Origin of the sequence: Streptomyces gossypii, assembly GCF_025165795.1 — a bacterium.
Taxonomy (GTDB): domain Bacteria; phylum Actinomycetota; class Actinomycetes; order Streptomycetales; family Streptomycetaceae; genus Streptomyces; species Streptomyces gossypii.
Window position 1 is genome coordinate 245,829 of sequence record NZ_JAJAGO010000012.1, and the last position, 19,338, is coordinate 265,166.

A 19,338-nucleotide genomic window follows, 5' to 3' on the forward strand; every position below is an offset into this window, starting at 1 on the left:
CTCGACACCAGGTTCCCCCGCACGCCTCCGGGTGTGCGAGGCCAGCTGGTGGGCCGGTCAGTGGCGCTCGGAGAGAGGTGCTTGGAGTTCGGGGTAAGCGATGCCCTCGGCGAGGGAGCCGTAGTCGCCGGTGCCGAAGAGTTCCTGCGCGGCGCGGCGGGCGGCGGCGTAGGCGGCTTGCGCCACGCCCGAACCGAGACTGACGCGAGCCACGCCGAGAGCTCCGAGCTCGGCCACGGTCGGGCGCCGGGGACGGCCATCACGTTCAGCGGTACGGAGATGCCCCTGGCCAGCGCCGCGATGAGCGCGGTGTCGGTGACGCCGGGGACGAAGATGCCGTCCGCACGGGCCATCAGCGTGTAAGCGTCGTCGGACTGACATCCACGACGCTCAGGTGCACGGATGACGATGGGTGGCCGCGGTCGGAGACGCCGAACGCGCTCAGGACCAGTGCCGCCGTCAACGCATGCGGAGGCCGCTCTGCGGTCCTGACGCCACATGGACGCCACGCCCCAGGAAACCCGGCTGGGCGAGCCATCGATGGCTGCCCCGCAGCGGAGCCGGTTCGTGCAGAGGCAGGCACGTGGGCCGTGCCGCTCCCGCAAGGCGCGCGATGCATGCCTTACTTGCCGCAGCCGTCTTCGGCGAGATGAACAGCTCCTCCGCTCTCGGCCGATTGCTCCGCCCGGCGGCGCATCCGCCGCCGTGTGGCACGGCACGCAGGTGTCCCCAACGTGGTGTGAACACACAAGCTCACGTGTTGAGGGATAGCTGCGGGCGGCTCATCGCGTCGTGATGGTTGCCAAGAAGGGGAGGGTCGATGGAGGCCTCGAGTCACGATGAGTTCCGGGAGTTCGTAGCGATGCGCTCCACCGCGCTGCTGCAACTCGCGGTGCTGCTCACCGGCGGGGACCGGCATGCCGCGGAGGATCTGCTGCAGATCGCGCTGATGAAAGCCTACGGGCGCTGGGCGCAGGTCGAGCAGCCCGAGGCGTACGTCCGCCAGGTCATATACCGCCAGCAGGTCAACCGCTGGCGGCTGCGCAGGCACCGCGCCGAGACGACGGTGCCCGTACTGCCCGAGTACGGAAGGGACGCCGACGCCGGGCCGGACTCCGAGCTGCGGATCGCACTGTGGGCGGCGCTCGGGCAGCTGACGAAGCGGCAGCGGGCCGTGGTCGTGCTGCGCTACTACGAAGACCTGCCGGAGGCCGAGGTGGCGGCGCTGCTGAGGTGTCCGGTCGGCACGGTGCGCAGTACGGCGCACCGGTCACTCGCCAAACTCCGGGTGCTCGTACCGGAGCTCGGGCCCGAAGGGTTCGCGGAAAAGGTGCAGCCGCTCAGCTATACGCCGAAGGAGATCCAGGCATGACGACGGAGCAGGTGGAGGAGAAGGTCCGGGAGACGCTGCACGCGGTCGTCCTGGACCGGGTGCAGGCACCCGATGACCTGGTCGAGAAGGTGCTGCGGCGGCGCAGCCGGCGCCGTTTCTCGCAGGCCGCCGGGGCTGTGGTGGCCGTTGCCGCGATCACCATGGGGGCGGTGTCGGGCTTCGGGGGCGGCGGTGCGGCCGGGCCGGACCGGCCTGTGCTGCCGGCGGCGTCGCCGGAGGGCTGGGAGCCGTGGCAGATCGACGCCCCGGGCGCCAGTGAGCGGGGCTGCCTGGTGGACGGTTCCGCGCTGTACTGCAGCGGGCCCAAGTACGACGCCGCGAAGTTCGACGCCAACACCGGCGAACAGCTGTGGGCTGTCAAGGTCAATCGTGAAGGCGGCGGAATCGACCACCCGTTCGCTGTGCGCGATGGCGTGGTCTATGCCTACCGCAATCACACCGCGGAGAAGCAGCCGAACGGGGACTATGCGGGCGGTACCGACCTGATGGCGGTGGACGCCGACACCGGCGATGTGCTGTGGGCAGTCGAGATGCCGCAGGACGACCGCTCCGACCAGGCCGCCATGCTCATCGACGGCGCTGTGCTGGCGAACACCCCGTCGCTTCGCACGATGTCGGCGCTCGACCCGCTGACCGGCAAGGAGAAGTGGCGCCACACCTGGGACAAGGGCACCGTGTGCCAACGGACGGTGCTGAGCGACGTACCGCATCTCGTGTGTATGCAGGACGTCGAGAAGCCGGACGGCGCCGACGTCTTCCGTCTCGATCCCGCCACCGGGAGTGCCGAGAAGGTCACGGCCCTTCCCGGCAGGCAGGAGCTCATCGGGACGTCAAAGGACCGGATGGTCCTGATCGGAGCGGCGAAGGATGCGGCCGGAAAGGATCTGCGACTGACCACCATCAGCGGCTCCGGGGAGCGGGTCTCACACCCCTATCGGATCGAGGGGGAGCTGGCCGGCTCGGATATCGTCGGTGATCGTTTGATCTCCGTGTCCTGGCAGGGTGAAGCCTCGGCCTACTCGCTGACTACGGGAAAGACCCTGTGGACCGGCCCTGTGGGCGTCAAGATGCCCGACAAGGACACGATGACGGGCCTCGCCTCTCCCGTGGTGTCGGAGAGGGAGGGAGCCGTGTACTTCTTCAGCCCGGCCGGGGAACTGTCCGCCCTCGATCTGCGCACGGGCCAGCGGGCTTGGCACACCGTCGTCGAGACCGGCAAGCCGGGGCCCGGCTTCGTGGACTCGCCCCAACTGCTGCTCTACGAGAACATGCTGGTCGCCCGTAACGGCAGCAAGATCGTCTCCTTTTCGCCGCCGATCGACGGCTGACCCGAGGGGCCCAGGCCGGGGCCGCACCCCCGCCCCGGCCGTGGGCCTTCCGCGCGGAGCGGCCGCCCACTCCACGGCCAAGATACAGACTACCCGGTTTGTTTTGCCACTCGTTCTGAGGCAAACTGAGGCAGAACCTGCAGGCGAACGGGGAGTGAGAGGGGGCCTGATGGCACGCCAGGAGCGCGCGAACAGGACTCGTGCGGCGATCCTGGAGGCAGCCGCCGCCGTCTTGGCTGAGCGTGGATACGAGGCGGCGACCATCGCGGACATCCTCCTCCGCGCGGATGTGACGAAGGGCGCGCTGTACTTCCACTTCTCATCCAAGGAAGACCTCGCCAGGGGCGTACTCGCCTATGCGGTGACCACCGACGGGGTGCCCGAGCAGGCGTGCAAGCTGCAGGAGGTCGTGGACGTCAGCATGGTGCTGGCCCATCGGATGCCGCGCGAGGTCGTGCTGCGCGCGGCTTCCCGGCTCGCCGCGGACCAGAGCTCGCGGGAGATCTTCCACGCCCCGTACAGCGAGTGGACCGGACTGGTCGCGAACCTGCTCGGGCAAGCCAGGGCACAGGGCGAGCTGCTTCCGCACGTGGTGCCGGAGGATACCGCCGCGATCCTCGTCGGTTCCTTCACCGGACTGTCGCTGACCTCTCAGGCGGCGACCAACCTGGAGTGCCTGGAGCGCCAGATCGGCCTGCTGTACGACCACATGCTGCCGGCCATCGCCGTGCCGGGGATCCTCGGCAGGCTGGACACGCGGCCCGACCGCGGGGCGCGGGTGGTGGCCGCGGTCACCGATCACCCGGCCGCGGAGGCAGAGACGCCGGAGACGGCCGCCAGGGACGACCCGGCCGAGGGGCCGCTCGCCTCCAGGACCCCCGCGGGGGCATAGGGATACAGAAACCACCGGCGGAGCGTTTCGCAGCGCCGCCGGTTTGCCGCCACATCGACGCGTACGCATGACGCGTGCGCCGCTCCAGTACGTCGCCCAGCAACGGCTCACGGGCCCGCCACCCACGCGGTGGCGGGCCCTTCGCTGTGCCCAAAGGGGCAACTCGGCATTGGCGTCCCCGCACCTGACGAAGTGTCGGAGGCCGGGATGCCGGGGCCTCCCGTGCTCGCGCATCGTCGTGATCGGGCCGCACGCGGCAAATTCTCCAGCCGGGCCGGAATAACCTCCAACCGTTCAAACTTACTTAGACAGTTAGGCGCGGCAACGCGCGAAGAAGGAGGAGAGGCAGCGTCATGAAGACCCACGTCGACAGGGACCTGTGCGACAACCACGGCCAGTGCGTCTTCGCCGCGCCCGAGGTGTTCTCCTTCGACGACGACGACTACCTCCTCTACACGGAGGAGGCCGGCGACGAACTGCAGGAGAAGGTCGCCAAGGCCGCGGCCGTCTGCCCGGTCCGGGCCATCACCTTCACCGGCGGCTCACTGGCGGCCGGCGCATGACCGGGCCACGCATGACCGGCCCGCTCACGTCCGGCCCACTCACGTCCGCCACGGGCCCGGGCATCATCGTCGTCGGCGCCTCGCTCGCCGGAGTGCGCGCCGCTCGCGCTCTGCGCGAGCGGGGATACGGCGGGCGGCTGACCCTCGTCGGGGACGAAAGGCACCCGCCCTACGACCGGCCGCCGCTGTCCAAGGAGTTCCTGACGGGCCCGGCCGACGCCGAACGCTTCGGGCTCCCCCTCGACGGGCTGGAGGCGGACTGGGTGCTGGGCCGGGCCGCCGAACGGCTCGACCCCAGGCGCCTCGTCGTCGCCCTCGACGACGGTACGGAAATGCCCTGCGAGGGACTGGTGATCGCCACCGGCTCCCGCGCCCGCCCCTGGGTCGCCGACGCGCCACGCCGAGGCGTCCACACGCTGCGCGGTCTTGACGACGCGCGCGCTCTCGGCGCGGCGCTGGCCGGCGGCGGGCCGCTTCTCATCGCGGGTGCGGGCTTCGTGGGTACGGAGATCGCCGCCGCCGCGAGGGCCGCCGATGTGCCGGTCACCCTGGTCGACAAGGCCGCCCGCCCCTGGATCGGACGCTTCGGCGCGGAGGCCGCGGCCTTCGTGGAGCGCCTGCACCGGGACGCGGGCGTGGACCTGCGCTGCGGCACCCGCGTGGAGGCCCTGACGGGCGACGGCGACGGCGACGACCGGGTGACCGGGGCCGAGCTGTCCGACGGGACCTCGGTGGCGGCCGGCACCGTTGTCGTCGCTCTGGGCGCGGTGCCCTCCACCGGGTGGCTCGCCGGCTCCGGCCTGGCCCTCGACCAGGGCGTGCGCGTCGACGCGTACTGCCGGGCGCTGCGCACGGACGGTACCCACGTGCCGGGCATCGTCGCGGCCGGGGATGTGGCCCGCTGGCCGCATCCCTGGGTACCGGGGCGCGGTCTCACACTCGGGCACTGGAGCAACGCCGTCGAGCAGGCCGAGGTCGCGGCGCGGACCCTGCTCTTCCCCCAGGAGCCGACCGCGTACCGGCCGGTGCCGTCCTTCTGGTCCGACCAGTACGGCGTCAAGTTCCGCTCGGTGGGCCTGCCGGAGCTCGCCGACACGGTCGAGGTGCGCGAGCAGAGTACCGAGCGCCGCCGTCTCGACCTCGCCTACTACCGCGACGGTGCACTGGTCGGCGCCCTGACCGCCAACCGCGCGGCCCGGACCGCCTCCTATCAGGCACAACTGGCGGCGGCCCTCGCGCTGGCTCCGGACGGACCTCTCCCCGGCCGGCAGGCCGCCACCTCCTGACCGCCGACCCGCCCAGGCGGGAGTCGGCCCCCAGCCCCACGAAGAACCGCACACCACGTACTTCCGGTCACCGAGAACCGGATCTCACAAGAAGGAATGTGACTGACCATGAGCACCATGCAGACCGGACACGTCGGCATCAACGTCACCGACATCGAGCGCTCGATCGCGTTCTACACCAAGGCCCTCGGCCTCTCCATCAGCGCCGAGGGCAAGGAGGACGGCCGCCGTTTCGCCTTGCTCACCCGTGACGGGCAGCTCCTGGTGGCGCTGTGGCAGCAGTCCACGGAGGGCTTCGCCACCGACCGCGCGGGACTGCACCACATGTCCTTCCAGGTCGAGTCGGTCGAGGACGTGAAGTCCGCCGAGCAGGTACTCCGTGAGCTGGGCACCGAGTTCGCCTACGACGGAATCGTTCCGCACGGCGAGGGCGCGTCCTCCGGCGGCATCTTCTTCACCGACCCCGACGGCACCCGCCTGGAAATCTACGCGCCGGAGGGCGCCGAGGGCACGGCGCCGGTGGCCGGTGCCCCCACCTGCGGCTTCTTCTAGGCCGCCCAGAGCCTGTCCGGCGGATTCTGAGAGCAGACCGCAGGGGCACCTCCCGGGCCCGCCAGGTCCGGGAGGTGCCAGGTCCGGGAGGTGCCCGGTCCGGGACACGTACCGGGCACCTCGGGGCCGCCCCGCAGAGATCCGCCCGACGGGCTCGCGCAAGAGAACCCGTACCACTCCGTCCGCCCACCCCGACCGCACCTGGAGAGCATCTCGTGGCCATTTACCACAGCGGAGAAGTAGCCGTACAGGAACGCGCGGGCCTGCGCCAGTACGCCGAGACGGCACTCGGCGGCATCGGCTCTACCGTCCCGGACATCGCGGCGGAGTTCCTGCTCCAGCAGCCGATGGTCGTGCTCGGGGCGGCGGACAGCACGGGCCGGATGTGGGCCACGGTCCTGGCGGGTGAGCCCGGCTTCCTGCGAGCCGTCAACCCGATCACGCTGACCGTCGACACCCGGCCCGCCCCCGATGATCCGCTGGCCGGCGTCCTCGCCGGCAGCGTGGACGTCGGAATGATCGCCATCGAGCCCGCGAACCGTCGCCGTATGCGGATCAACGGGCTCGCCCACCCCACCAGGACAGGATTCCAGGTCGATCTCCACCAGGTGATAGCCAACTGCCCCAAGTACATCCAGAAGCGGGACTTCACCCTCCTGCCCCCGGGCGAGGCGGGCCCCCGCTCGGCCACCACCGGCACCGCGCTCACCGCCGGTCAGCAGCTCGCCGTCAGCGGGGCCGACACCTTCTTCGTCGCCACCGCGTCCCCCCAGGGCGACGCGGACGTCTCGCACCGCGGCGGCAGCACCGGCTTCGTGCAGGTGCTCTCGCCCACACATCTGCGCTGGCCGGACTACCTGGGCAACGCCATGTTCCTCACGCTGGGCAACCTCGCGCTCAACCCCGCCGCCGGCCTGGTCTTCCCGGACTGGCGGACCGGCGCCCTGCTGCACCTCACGGGAAGCGCGCACACCGACTGGGACGCCGACTCGGCTGCTCTCGTCCCCGGAGCCCAGCGGCTTGTCGACTTCCACGTCAGCGAGGTCCGTGAGCTACGGGGCGCGGTGCCGCTGCGCTGGACCGACCCGGTCTTCTCGCGCTTCAACCCCCCGGTGTCCGGCTCGTCCTGACACGGCGAAGGGCCCTGGGCAGGCAACGAGAGGTCATCAAGGCCGGGTCCGTCGCGGGCCCGGCCCAGGGTCTCTCGGCGCCGGGCACGGCATACCCGGTACGAAAGCAGGCGAGTACGGGCACGTGGTGACGAGCCACTGATGAAAAACCGACCACCTTCCTTTTTAGTAACCTCCAGGCGAGCACTCACCTAAGCTCTCTTCCGAAGCCACGCCTGCCAATTCCCCAGCCTTTTCCCATACACGCCACGCAAATCGGTCACTTGGATCTGACAGAGTGCCCCCTACTCGCTCGAATAAAAACCAACTGCGTGGTTTGATGAGGTCGTCGAGTTGGCCCGGCTCGTCGACTCCCCGGCATGCCGACAGGAGCGACGGACCGGGTCTCATCCAGGGGAAGGGGACCCGGTGGAAGGGACCAAGGGCAGGGAAGGACGGCCGGACACCGCCTGGGGCGGTGGCGCCGACGACTTCGTGACCGAGTTCTCGAAGCACATGCTCACGTCACTGCCCCGGCGCGATCAGCGGGAGCGCGGCGAGTCGTACGTCTCCGGGCTGCTCTCGACCCCCGGCCGCAAATCCATGCGGTCGATTGCCTCGGTCGTCGGGGGCGGCGCCGCCGAACAGCGGCTGCACCACTTCATCAGCAAGTCGTCCTGGGACTGGCTGCCGGTGCGCAGAGCCCTGGCCGGCCATCTGGAGCGGACGCTGCTGCCGCACGCCTGGGTGATCCGGCCGATGTTCGTCGTCAAGACCGGCGAACACACGGTGGGGGTCGAGGAGTCCTTCGTTCCCCAGCTGGGACGTGTCGTCAACAGCCAGAAGTCGTACAGCGTCTGGATGGCCAACGAGGAGCAGAGCGCGCCCGTCAACTGGCGGATGATCCTGCCCAGCGACTGGCTGCGGGACACGGAGCGGCGCAGGCGCGCGGAGATACCGGACGGCGAGGACGAGGCCGATCCCGGCACCGTGGCGCTGCACACGGCCCTGGAGCCGCTGCGCACCTGGGGGTTGCGCTGCCGTCCCCTGGTGATGGACGTCCGTGACCACGACGCGGGCGAACTGGTGCGGAACTTCTTTCGCCAGGGCATCCCGTTCGTCCTGCGCATCGACGGAACCACGCCGCTACTGCCGAACGAGACGCTGTCCACGGGGCACGGCGACCAACTGCTGCAGGCCCAGCAGCTGGTCAAGTGGGTGAAGAAGGCGTCCCGGCAGGTCGGACTGACCGGCCCGCAACGCCCGGTCAACCGCCCGGCGCTCGTGACCGGCACCAAGGTCACCCTGCCCGCTTCGGGCGGAGGACTGCCGCTGCAGCTGGCAGGTGCCTGGACGGGAGGGCGGCGGCAGCCGGACGAGCTGTGGCTGACCAACCTGACCGACGCGCCGCCGGTCCTGTTGCTGCGGCTCGGGAGGCTGACCGAGCGGGTCGACAACGACTTCGCCGAGATCAGCACCCGGGTCGGCGTACGGGACTTCGAGGGCCGTACGTTCGGCGGCTGGCACCGTCATGTCACGCTCAGCTCCGTCGCGCACGCGATCGTGACCCTCTCCGCCTCGCGCCACCAGGGAGAGCGCGGCGAACGGAGCATGAGCCGCTCCGCGTAGGCCGTCTCCTTCGGATCTCGGCGGCCCACCCCGCCGGCTACGGCTCCCGAGCCGCCGGGGTCGCCAGGATCGCCGGTCGCAGCGCGCGTCATGCCGCCCGGCGGTCGAGCTCCGCCGCCAACGCGCGACGCACCTCCGCCACCGGCACGTTCGCACCGCAGGTCACCAACCCGACCTGCCCGGCCGCCAGATGCCGCAGCATCGCGGGAAGCCGCCGACGGCGCAGGACGGCGCAGAGGCCGGCCCGCTGCGCCCGCGGGCAGCGTCGACGAGCGGCAGGATCCCGCGCTGCGTCGGTCTGACTCACTGTGACGGAAGAGGTGTGACAGGGGCACTCAACACCGGATACTTCGTCACAAGGGCAGGCCGGAACGGCTCCTCCCCCGCCGCGCCCGATCGGACGTGACGAAATCGCCCCGCATCGTTCGAGAGCTCAACGAGTGCCGCGCGATGCTCAGTTGCGGTTCTGGAACCTCCACGCCCCGCACATCCGATCAAGGAGCGCACCGTGACGAACGTCGCCGTCATCTACTACTCGTCCACCGGTAACGTCCACCAGCTGGCCCTGGCCGCCGCTGAGTCGGCGGAGAAGGCGGGCGCCGAGGTCCGGCTGCGTCAGGTGGCCGAACTGGCGCCGGAGGCCGCCATCGCCTCCAACCCGGCCTGGGCCGCCCACCGTGAGGCCACCAAGGACGTGGGCGTCGCGAGCCTGGACGACCTGGAGTGGGCCGATGTGATCCTCTTCGGCACTCCCACCCGCTACGGGCTGCCGACCGCCCAGCTCAAGCAGTTCATCGACACCACCGGTGGCATCTGGGCCAAGGGGAAGCTGGTCAACAAGGTCATCTCGTCCTTCGTCTCGACCTCGCAGACCCACGGCGGCCAGGAAAGCACCCTCCTGGCACTGAACAACACCTTCTACCACTGGGGCGCGATCATCGTCGCTCCCGGCTACGCCGACCCCGTCCAGTTCGACATCAAGAACGGCAACCCGTACGGCGCCAGCCACGTCGGCTACAACGGCGAGGCCCCCGGCGCGGAGAACCTGGCCGCCGTCACGTTCCAGGCCCGTCGTGCGGTGGAGATCGGGACCGCGCTCAAACACGGGCTCCAGGCCGCGGCCTGAACGACAGCCGGCGCGGAGGACGCCCGTGCCGCCGGACTGGCCGGTCGCCCGCCACGACCACTGACCCGGCGTCCCCGCCCGTGCGCGCCTCACGTCGCGCACGGGCCCGTGCCGTTGTCGGCGTCCGCGTCGGCGTCCGCGTCGGCGTCCGCGTCGGCGTCGGCGTCGGCGTCGGCGTCGGCGTCGGCGTCGGCAGCAGCCCTAGGAGTGTTGCGAAAGGTCCCGCAGCCGGACCACCGCGCGCCCGGACGCCGGGTCGTGCTCCAGCATCACGTACCGGTTGAGGACGGCGAGGGCAACGAGGCAGCCGCTCATCTCCAAACCCTCCTCCACGATCGTTCCCAGCATGAGCACGGTGCTGTAGCCGTTCTCGTGCGCCCAGCCGTTGAACGCCTCGGTCAGCAGCGCCCCGCCCAGGTACACCGCCAGTGCGCCCAGCAGCCCGTACCGCAGGTCACGCGGGAGCTTCCGCGCCCACAGCACCGCGCACAAGGTGCCCGTCACCGCGAGGACCACGCCGGGCAGCACCCAGGCGTGTGTGGGCAGCGAGACCCCGGCCCATTCCTTCCACGACTTGCCGACCTCGCCGAGGCGCTCGTGGAGTGAGGCCGTCTCGTCGATGCTGAGCAGTGCGGTCGCGGCGGCAAGACCCAGCCAGGACAGCCGCCCGGGGCGCGCGCCGCGCCGGCTGAGCAGTGCGGCGGTCAGCGCCACGCCCGCCACGGCGAGCAGCAGCGTGCTGTTCCACCAGGTGGGCAGGTTGGCCTCGACGTCGACGTTCACGAACCTGCGGATACCCGGTATGGGGTCGTACCGGTTGTAGGCGCGCGTGGCGAGGTCGGCGACGAGCAGGGCCGCGGTGGCGCCCGCGGCGAACCACAGGACGCGGCGGGCCGGGGGTCTCGGGAGCTCACCCCCGAGTCGGTCGTTGGTTTGAGGTTCGGTCATGCGTACGGAGGCTAGCCGCTTGTTCAGAGGAAGAAGTGCCCGGGGCGCCCCGTATGGTCCTCCTTCAGACAGACCTCCCGCGACGGCGCGTACGCGACGGGCTCGGCCCAGTCGTCGGGGCTGAAGCGGAGAACGAGCAGCGCCGCACCATCCGGTCGCGCAGCCGCAGGCACCGGCTGCCGGCCGGTGTCAGGACAAGATCGTCGGCACCTTCTCAGGCGACGGTTCCGGCGGCGAGCATGTCCGGGGGAATGATCTGCTCCGTCCAGATGATCTTGCCGGTCGCCGTGTAGCGGGTGCCCCAGCGCTGGGCGAGCTGGGCCACGATCAGCAGGCCGCGCCCTCCCTCGTCGGTGGTCCGGGCATGGCGCAGGCGCGGAGACGTGCTGCTGGCGTCGGAGACCTCGCAGATCAGGCCGCGGTCCCGGATCAGGCGGAGGCGTACGGATCCGGCCGCATGGCGGATGGCGTTGGTGACCAGCTCGCTGACGATGAGCTCCGTGGTGAACGTCAGCTCGTCCATGTCCCACTCCGCCAGCTGCCGGCCGGCGAGGGTGCGGGCGTGTCCGACGGCGGCCGGGTCCCTGGGCAGGTCCCAGGAGACGACCCGCTCCGGAGCCAGGCCGTGGGTCCGGGCGAGGAGCAGGGCCACGTCGTCGGACGGAGGTCCCGTCAGCAGCGCGTCGACCGCGGTGCGACCGATCTCCTCCAGCTCCGGCCCCGGCGCCGTGAGGGCGTCGCCCAGGCGGGAGAGCCCGATGTCGATGTCCCGGTCGAAGGTCTCGATGAGGCCGTCGGTGTAGAGCGCGATGAGGCTTCCCTCGGCCAGCTCCACTTCGACGGACTCGAAGGGGAGGTAGCCGAGGCCGAGGGGCGGCCCGGCGGGCATGTCGAGGATGTCGGCGACGCCGCCGTCCGGGCCGACGATGACGGGCGGGAGGTGACCGGCACGGGCCAGCGTGCACCGTCTGCTGACCGGGTCGTACACGGCGTACAGGCAGGTGGCACCCAGGAAGGCCGCTCCCGCGGTCTCGTCCTCGGCCGACGCCGTCCCGTCGCCGTCGTGTGCCCCCATGAGGCCGATGACCAGATCGTCCAGATGGGCGAGCAGTTCGTCCGGCGGAAGGTCCAGGTTGGCGAGCGTGCGGACCGCGGTGCGCAGGCGCCCCATGGTGGTCGCCGCGTTCATGCCGTGTCCGACCACGTCACCGACGACCAGTGCGACCCGGGTTCCGGAGAGCGGGATCACGTCGAACCAGTCGCCGCCCACACCGCTGGGGGCATCCGCCGGGAGGTACCAGGACGCCACCTCCAGAGCGGACCCTCCCGCCAGCTCCTGCGGCAGCAGCGAACGCTGCATGGAACGGGCCGCGGTGCGCTCGCGAGTGAAGCGGCGCGCGTTGTCGACGCACACCGCCGCACGGGAGACGATCTCCTCGGCGAGGCGTGCGTCGTCCTCCTCGAAGGGGCCGAGGCGGCGCGACCGGGCGAACGTCGCCACGCCCAGGGTGACGCCGCGCGCCCGGACCGGAACGACCATCAGCGAGCGGAAGCCGTACGCGCGAATGGAGGCGCCCAGGAAGTGGTCCTCGGTCACCCAGGCGCTGGTGGCGGGGTCCAGTGTCCGCTCCACCATGGTCCTGCCCTCCAGCAGGCAGCGGGCCACGGGCGACGAGGGGGCACGCCGTACCGTTTCTCCCAGGGCCAGAGTCGCCTCCGGAGCACCCTCGCGCACCGACTGCTGACCCGCGCGGCGGAGGACGGGCGTCATGCCGACCGGCCCGGGGGCCGGTTCCTCCCCCCTCATGACCGTGTCCAGCAAGTCGACGGCGACGAAGTCGGCGAGGGACGGCACGGCCTCGTCGGCCAGCTCCTGCGCGGTCCGCGTCACATCCAGGGTGCTGCCGATACGGGCGCTGGCGTGGTTCAGCAGGGCCAGGCGTTCCTGGGCCCGCCACCGCTCGGTGACGTCGACGACCATGTACCAGACGCCCACCTGCCGGCCCTGGCTGTCCTTCATCGCGAAGAAGGAGGCGGAGGACGCGCGCCCGCGGTCGGGGTCGGTGTAAGCGGGGCCGCGGTACTCGTAGTCCATCACCGGGTCCCCGGTCTCCAGAACCGTCCGCATCTGCCCCTCGAACGCCTCCGCCTCCAGCCTCGGCAGCACGTCCTTCATCTGCCGCCCCAGCCGCTGCTCGAGGGGGATCAGGCGGTCCAGCGGCTCATTCACCCAGACGTAGCGCAGGTCCCTGTCCAGGACGGCGATGCCGACCGGTGCGTGGGTGAGCAACGGCGTCAACGTCAGCTGGTTCACCCCGCCGCCCGGCATCCGCCAGAAGGCCCGTTTGGGCGGCCGGCCGACGAATCGGCCGAAGACCAGCGCGGCGACCGTGGCGACCAGCACACCGGGGACCATTTCGTAGATGCCCGACTCGAGCTGCCCGAGCAACGGATTGGTCTTCTTCCAGAGAAGCACCGTGGCCGCCCCCGACACGATGCCGGCCATGGCCCCCGCCCAGGTCATGCGCGGCCAGTACAGCGACAGGAGGACGACCGGTCCGAAGGCCGCGCCGAAACCCGCCCAGGCGTAGCCGACGATGCTCAGCAGCCCGCCGCCTCTGAGCGCGATCACGAAGGCGACCAGGATCGCCACGACGACGGCGCCGCGAGCCACCCACACCAGCGCCCTGTCCGAGGCGCGCCGGTTGAGGAGCGCGCGGTAGAAGTCCTCGGTGAGGGCGACGGACGCCACCAGCAGCTGGCTGTCCGCGGTCGACATGATCGCGGCCAGTACGGCGATCAGTATCAGCCCGGCGATCCAGGGATTGAGCAGCGTCCGGCTCAGGACGATGTACGCCGTGTCCGGGTCTTGGAGCGGCACGCCGATCCGCGCGATCCCGACGAGGCCGACGAGCGTGGCGCCGCCGAGGACGACGATGGCCCATCCCGTTCCGATACGGCGGGCCGCGGGGATGGCACGGATGCTGCGGATTCCCATGAAGCGGGCCAGGATGTGCGGCTGGCCGAAGTAGCCGAGCCCCCAGGCGAGCAGCGAGACGATCGCGACGGCGCCGAGCGACCCGCCCGCCGACCACTGGCCGTCCGTGTAGTGGGCCTCCGCCCCCACGTCCAGCAGGCCCGGCGCCTTGTCGTTGAGGGCTTCGCGCAGTGCCCCGAAGCCGCCGAGCGCCACGATACCGACCACGGGGAGCACGACCAGGGCCAGGAACATCAGCGTGCCCTGCATCATGTGCGTCAGGCTGACGGCGAGGAAGCCGCCGAGGCACGAGTAGATGACGATCACCAGGGCGGTCAGGGTCACCCCGAGCCCGAAACGGATGTCGAAAACCTGCTCGAACAGCAGCCCGCCGGCCACCAGCCCACTTGCCACATAGACGGTGAAGAACACCACGGTGACCGCCGCCGAGACCATTCTGAGCGCCCGGGTGCGGTCCTCGAACCGCTCCTCCAGATAGGCCGAAAGGCTCAACGCGTTCCCGGCCCGCTCGGTGTAGGTACGCAGCCTCGGCGCGACGAACAGCCAGTTGAGGTAGGTGCCGACCACCAGACCGACGGCGATCCAGCTGGCGCCGATGCCGGCCGCGTACACCGCTCCGGGAAGCGCGAGGAACAGCCAGCCGGACATGTCGCTGGCCCCCGCGGACAGGGCGGCGGCGAACGCGCTGAGCCGGCGGCCACCCAGGGCGAAGTCGGCGAACGTCTGAGTGCGGGTGTACGCCCAGACACCCATGCCGATCATGGCGGCCGCGTACACCAGGAACGTGGTCACGACCGGCACGCTCAAGTCGAACATACGGTCCTCGCCTGCGAGGTTCACGAACACCGGCGCAACCGTCGGCGCGCCTGGCAGCTGCATGCCCCGGCTGTACAAATCTACAGATCCAGGCCGTCGGGGGGCGGAATGTCGGGTGTGCTGCTCGAAAGCGGCGGCCGCGCGGAGAGGCTCTCACAGCCGGCTGCCGCCGACAAGATCCTCTCACGCAGGCGACGCGGTGGCGAGGTCGCGCGCGCAGGATCTTGCTGCCGTCGCGCGGTCACCCGGACGCCGAGCGCGACACCTGGTGAACCGTGGAGGCCGGTGAACCGCCGGGGGTGCAGGGCACCACCACCGGGCGGGGGCGGCCGGCGGCCCGGCCCAAAGGGGCGCCGGTCCTGCCAGCGGCCTACCGGCCCGCTGACGACCGGCTCCGGCTGCTGACCTGACCTGACCTGACCCGGCTCCGGCCCCGGCCCGACGCCGACGCCGACGCCGAGGGGCGTATCAGACGATGAGTTTTCGTGCGGCACGATGTCTGAAGGGAGGGAAGGCGGACACGACCCCAGCCGAAGAGAGTGGTGCGCGATGAGATTGGTACTGCAGGAGTTCCTGTCGCTGGACGGCGTCTCCCAGGGCCCCGGCGCCCCGGACGAGGACACCAGTGACGGGTTCACCCAGGGCGGCTGGTTCGTGCCGCACGTGGACGAGGAGTTCGAGCGGCAGGCCGGCACCTGGCTCGGCACGGCGGACGCCTTGCTGTTCGGCCGCCGTACCTACGTGAACTTCGCTCGGGACTGGCCGACGATGACCGAGCACCCGTTCGCCGGCATCTTGAACGGCCTGCCGAAGTACGTCGCCTCCCACAGCCTGGCCAAGGCGGACTGGGACCCGACGACGATCCTGTCCGGCGACGTCCCCGCTCAGGTCGCCGAGCTGAAGCGCCAGCCCGGCCGCGAGCTGCAGATCCACGGCAGCGCCCGGCTGGCCCAGTCCCTGCTGGCCGCCGGACTGATCGACGAGCTGCGCCTCGCGATCGCTCCGGTGGTCGTGGGCAGGGGGCGCCGCCTGTTCCCGGACGGCGGCGCCCCGGCCGGCCTGCGGCTCGTGCGCAATGGGACGACATCGGGCGGACTGGCGATGCACGTGTACGAATCGACAGGACTCCCCCAGTACGGGACGTACGGGGCCGAGGCGTAGCCCCGACCACGTCCGGTGACCGGGAGGAGCGGGCGAGGGAGTTGTTCTGACGGCGCGTCTGCGTGACAGTGAGGCCGTGACCATCGCCGCGTACGGCCTCCTGCGCGGCGGCAGGGAGAGGAATCGGCCCCGTGGACGAGATCGAAGCTGTCGAGGGGTTCCGGCGCCGTATCGGAGTGCCCGGGCTTGTCGATGTGCACACGCACTTCATGCCAGAGCGGGTCCTGCGCAAGGTGTGGGAGTACTTCGACGCGGTCGGCCCGGCGACCGGCATCGAGTGGGGCATCACCTACAGGCAGGAGGAAGCCGAACGAGTCGCGCTGCTGCGGCAGTTCGGGGTCCGCGCCTTCACCGCGATGCTCTATCCCCACAAGGGCGGCATGGCACGCTGGCTGAACGACTGGGCCGCCGGCTTCGCGGCGCGCACGCCCGACTGCCTGCATACGGCCACCCTCTATCCCGAGGAGGGCGTAGAGGAATATGCGCGCACGGCGGTCGAGGCGGGTGCTCGGATCTTCAAGTCCCATCTGCAGGTGGGGGCGTACGACCCGACCCACGAACTGCTCGATCCCGTGTGGGGGATGCTGTCCGAGGCGGGAGTCCCCGTGGTCATGCACTGCGGCTCCGGTCCCGTCCCCGGCAAACACACCGGGCCGGAACCAGTGGGGCGGCTCCTCGCCCGGCACCCGCGGCTTCCCCTGATCGTGGCGCACATGGGGATGCCGGAGTACACCGACTTCCTGGACCTGGCCGAGCGGTACGACGAGGTACGCCTGGACACGACAATGGTGTTCACGGATTTCAGCGAGCGCTTCACCCCCTTCCCGTCGACCGAACTCGGCCGGCTCGCCGGCCTCGGCGATCGCGTTCTCCTCGGATCCGACTTCCCCAACATCCCTTATCCGTACGTGCATCAGCTCGAAGCCCTGGAACGGCTCGGACTGGGTGACGAGTGGCTGCGCAGGGTCTGCTACGAGAACGGTGCGCGGCTCTTCGGCCTGTAGGCACTGCCGCGACGACGCCCCGGATCGCCGGGCATGCCACGGCTCGCCGGCAGGTTCGCGCGCCCCAGCGAGGGCCGGCGCCGCTTCCATGGGCTGGGCCGCCGGCGAAGGCTACCCAGGCCGGCGTGAGTAGCCGGACGGAGGGAGGCGCCTCGCCCGCGGCAGAAGCCGGCCTGGCCACGTCGCCCAGCGCAGAGCGCCGGCCTCCGCCGGTGGCAGCAGTCCCGCGCCGATGAGCGCGGCCCGGCCCGCCTGCTTCCCCGCGATCTTGTAGCCGAACTCGCTGGAGTCCACCTCGTGGAAGGTGCCGTCCGTGATCAGTACCGCGCACGCCACCCCGCCAAGCCCCTCCAGCAGTCCCTCCCGCAAGGCCGGGAGGTACTCGGCCGGCAGCCGCGCCTCCGGCACGGCGCTCAGCAACTCCAAGCCGCCGTCCGGGCCGGGTGGTTCGAACTGCGCGACGATGTGTGCGTACGGTCCGCAGGCCCCGACGTACTGGACACGGACGCGCACATCCGGCACAGGAACGGGAAGTCCGGTCATGAACGCCACCGTAGGGGCTGATCCGGAGCAGCAGGGCGCTCCACTGGCAACGGCCGGGCACATTCCCGCTTGCGCGCGGGACTCCTCCATTGTCAACTTGCCGGTGTGGACGCCCCCGTGAGGGCTTCCACCTGGGGAGGTCGACGCGGTGATGCGTCGGGTGGTGATCGTCGCCTATGACGATGCGCAGATACTGGACATCGCCTGCCCCAGCAGTGCGCTGGACATAGCGAACAGCTTGGGTGCGGCACCGCCGTACGCCATCGAACTGGCGACGGCCAGCGGGCGCGGGGTGCGCAGTTCGGCGGGGATCGGGGTCGCGGGCGGGCGGCGGCTGGCCGACGTCGTGGGGAGGCTGGACACGCTCCTCGTCGTGGGTGGAGCCGGGCACGAGAAGGCCGCCGTGGACGAGCACCTTGGCGCGCAGGTGAGACGACTGGCGGGCACGGCCCGGCGGGTGGCGGCCGTGTGCACGGGGGTGTTCGTACTGGCCGCCGCCGGGCTGGTGGACCACCGGCGGGTGACCACCCACTGGCGGTACAGCGCCGACCTGGCCGCCCGCCATCCGGCCGTGGCCGTCGACCCCGCGCCGCTCTACGTCCGTGACGGTCACGTCTACACCTCCGCCGGGGTGACCAGCGCACTGGACCTGACGCTGGCGCTCATCGAGGACGACCACGGCCCGACCCTGGCACGGCAGGTCGCCCGCGAACTGGTGACATACCTTCACCGGCCCGCTGACCAGGCGCAGATCAGCATGTTTCTGGCCGCCCCGCCGAGCGGCGACCGGCTCGTACGGGATCTGCTCGGATACATCAGCGGCCATCTGGCGGACGACCTCAACGTCCGGACGCTGGCCGCTCGCGCCCGAGTGAGCGCGCGTCACCTCACCCGGCTGTTCGCGGCACACCTCGGAACGACGCCTGCACGGGCCGTGCGGGCCGCCCGCACCGAGGGGGCCGCGCATCTCGTGCGTTCCAGCGGCCTGCCGTTGACCGCCATCGCCCGCCGGTGCGGATTCGGGTCGGCGGAGACGCTGCGGCAGGCATTGCTCGACCACTACGGGGTCACAGGGGACAGGATCCGCAGGATGCCGGACATGCCCACGCCGCGGGCGGGGTCCGCCGCGCAGACTCCGGAAGCATGACCAACGCGAACGAGTACCCGACACATGCGACGACGCGCCGGGCGGCGCTCGGCGGGGCGGTAGCCCTGGCCTCGGCTGGGCTGGCTCTGGGGATCCCAGCGGCGGCGAACGCTGCCGACACCGCCGACACCGCGGAGGGGGCGGGGCACGGCCCACGCATCGGAATCCTGCTCTACGACGGCTTCAGCCTGCTCGACCCGACCGGGCCCGCCGAGGTCCTCTCCCGGCTGCCCGGCGCGACGGTCACGATGATCGCCGAACGACGTGGACCGGTCCGCACCGACACCGGAGACGCCGCGGTCATGGCCGACCGTTCGCTTGCGGAGGCAGGGCGGCTGGACGTCGTCCTCGTCCCCGGCGCGGGCAATCGTGGCACGCTCGCCGCCATGGAGAACCCGGCCATCCTCGGCTTTCTGCGCAAAGCCCACCGGCACACGCGGTGGACCACGTCGGTATGCACCGGCTCCCTCATCCTGGGCGCCGCCGGACTGCTGCGCGAACGCGCCACGACGTACTGGGCGTCCAAGGACTATCTGGAGTCCACGTTCGGCGTCACCTATGTGCCCGAGCGCTACGTCCACGACGGAAAGGTCATCACGGCGGCCGGGGTCTCCGCCGGCATCGACATGGCGCTGTACCTGGCCGCCCGCCTCACCGACGAGACGACCGCCCGTGCCGTCCAACTCGCCGTCGAATACGACCCACACCCACCGTTCGACTCCGGCAACGCGGCCCAGGCCGGCCCCGAACTCAAGGCCCTGGCCCTGCGACTGCTGGAAGAATCCCAACGGTGACGGGCTCTGGTGCGTGCAGTTGCGAGGGGCGGGGAACCGGAGACACCCC

General features: G+C 71.0%; 16 protein-coding genes and 1 pseudogene. 13 read left to right on the forward strand and 4 right to left on the reverse strand.

Going from position 1 to position 19,338, the window contains the following annotated elements; genetic code table 11:
• Positions 1 to 57: 57 nt before the first annotated feature.
• A pseudogene (locus LHJ74_RS25150) lies at positions 58 to 350 on the reverse strand (isocitrate lyase/phosphoenolpyruvate mutase family protein); the annotation flags it as partial.
• A gap of 470 nt (positions 351 to 820) precedes the next feature.
• Here LHJ74_RS25150 and LHJ74_RS25155 point away from each other — a divergent pair.
• The 9 genes from LHJ74_RS25155 to wrbA all read left to right on the forward strand — a co-directional run bounded on the left by LHJ74_RS25155 (position 821) and on the right by wrbA (position 9,878).
• Positions 821 to 1,372, forward strand: a complete 552-nt coding sequence (locus LHJ74_RS25155; protein ID WP_260220490.1) for a SigE family RNA polymerase sigma factor — start codon at positions 821 to 823, stop codon at positions 1,370 to 1,372.
• On the forward strand, positions 1,369 to 2,721 hold the full coding sequence (locus tag LHJ74_RS25160) for a PQQ-binding-like beta-propeller repeat protein (protein WP_260220491.1): 1,353 nt from the start codon (positions 1,369 to 1,371) through the stop codon (positions 2,719 to 2,721). The genes LHJ74_RS25155 and LHJ74_RS25160 overlap by 4 nt, the downstream gene beginning before the upstream one ends.
• Positions 2,722 to 2,890: 169 nt before the next feature.
• On the forward strand, positions 2,891 to 3,613 hold the full coding sequence (locus LHJ74_RS25165) for a ScbR family autoregulator-binding transcription factor (RefSeq protein WP_260220492.1): 723 nt from the start codon (positions 2,891 to 2,893) through the stop codon (positions 3,611 to 3,613).
• A 353-nt stretch (positions 3,614 to 3,966) separates the two neighbouring features.
• Positions 3,967 to 4,176, forward strand: coding sequence for a ferredoxin (locus LHJ74_RS25170; protein ID WP_260220493.1), 210 nt, complete (start codon positions 3,967 to 3,969; stop codon positions 4,174 to 4,176).
• Complete coding sequence (locus LHJ74_RS25175; RefSeq protein ID WP_260220494.1) at positions 4,173 to 5,462, forward strand: NAD(P)/FAD-dependent oxidoreductase; 1,290 nt, start codon at positions 4,173 to 4,175, stop codon at positions 5,460 to 5,462. Before LHJ74_RS25170 ends, LHJ74_RS25175 begins: the two co-directional genes overlap by 4 nt.
• A gap of 108 nt (positions 5,463 to 5,570) precedes the next feature.
• Positions 5,571 to 6,014: a VOC family protein gene (locus LHJ74_RS25180; protein WP_260220495.1), complete on the forward strand. Its 444-nt coding sequence runs from the start codon at positions 5,571 to 5,573 to the stop codon at positions 6,012 to 6,014.
• Between the two features lie 215 nt (positions 6,015 to 6,229).
• Positions 6,230 to 7,144, forward strand: coding sequence for a pyridoxamine 5'-phosphate oxidase family protein (locus LHJ74_RS25185; protein WP_260220496.1), 915 nt, complete (start codon positions 6,230 to 6,232; stop codon positions 7,142 to 7,144).
• A 408-nt stretch (positions 7,145 to 7,552) separates the two neighbouring features.
• Positions 7,553 to 8,752 carry an IS701 family transposase gene (locus tag LHJ74_RS25190; protein ID WP_260220497.1) on the forward strand — a complete coding sequence of 400 codons (1,200 nt, stop codon included), beginning with the start codon at positions 7,553 to 7,555 and terminating at the stop codon, positions 8,750 to 8,752.
• 508 nt (positions 8,753 to 9,260) lie between these two features.
• Positions 9,261 to 9,878 (forward strand): NAD(P)H:quinone oxidoreductase, encoded by a 618-nt coding sequence (gene wrbA / locus LHJ74_RS25195; protein ID WP_260220498.1) that lies wholly within the window; start codon positions 9,261 to 9,263, stop codon positions 9,876 to 9,878.
• A gap of 201 nt (positions 9,879 to 10,079) precedes the next feature.
• Here the strand turns inward: wrbA and LHJ74_RS25200 are convergent, their stop codons facing one another.
• Both LHJ74_RS25200 and putP read right to left on the reverse strand, forming a co-directional pair.
• Positions 10,080 to 10,826: a DUF8692 domain-containing protein gene (locus LHJ74_RS25200; RefSeq protein WP_260220499.1), complete on the reverse strand. Its 747-nt coding sequence runs from the start codon at positions 10,824 to 10,826 to the stop codon at positions 10,080 to 10,082.
• A 214-nt stretch (positions 10,827 to 11,040) separates the two neighbouring features.
• Entirely contained in the window at positions 11,041 to 14,640 is a 3,600-nt protein-coding gene (putP, locus tag LHJ74_RS25205; RefSeq protein ID WP_311203350.1) for a sodium/proline symporter PutP, read from the reverse strand.
• Positions 14,641 to 15,189: 549 nt separating this feature from the next.
• Here putP and LHJ74_RS25210 point away from each other — a divergent pair.
• Positions 15,190 to 15,801 (forward strand): dihydrofolate reductase family protein, encoded by a 612-nt coding sequence (locus LHJ74_RS25210; protein ID WP_260220503.1) that lies wholly within the window; start codon positions 15,190 to 15,192, stop codon positions 15,799 to 15,801.
• Between the two features lie 131 nt (positions 15,802 to 15,932).
• The gene (locus tag LHJ74_RS25215; RefSeq protein ID WP_260220504.1) at positions 15,933 to 16,805 is read left to right on the forward strand and encodes an amidohydrolase family protein; all 873 of its coding nucleotides are present in this window, start codon (positions 15,933 to 15,935) and stop codon (positions 16,803 to 16,805) included.
• A 111-nt stretch (positions 16,806 to 16,916) separates the two neighbouring features.
• On the opposite strand, the gene LHJ74_RS25220 is transcribed toward LHJ74_RS25215, so the two are convergent.
• Entirely contained in the window at positions 16,917 to 17,348 is a 432-nt protein-coding gene (locus LHJ74_RS25220; protein ID WP_260220505.1) for a hypothetical protein, read from the reverse strand.
• Positions 17,349 to 17,499: 151 nt separating this feature from the next.
• Here LHJ74_RS25220 and LHJ74_RS25225 point away from each other — a divergent pair, with 151 nt between their 5' ends.
• Together LHJ74_RS25225 and LHJ74_RS25230 are read left to right on the forward strand one after the other, a co-directional pair.
• Positions 17,500 to 18,495 carry a GlxA family transcriptional regulator gene (locus LHJ74_RS25225; protein ID WP_260220560.1) on the forward strand — a complete coding sequence of 332 codons (996 nt, stop codon included), beginning with the start codon at positions 17,500 to 17,502 and terminating at the stop codon, positions 18,493 to 18,495.
• Positions 18,492 to 19,289 (forward strand): DJ-1/PfpI family protein, encoded by a 798-nt coding sequence (locus tag LHJ74_RS25230; RefSeq protein ID WP_260220506.1) that lies wholly within the window; start codon positions 18,492 to 18,494, stop codon positions 19,287 to 19,289. Before LHJ74_RS25225 ends, LHJ74_RS25230 begins: the two co-directional genes overlap by 4 nt.
• Positions 19,290 to 19,338: the final 49 nt, after the last annotated feature.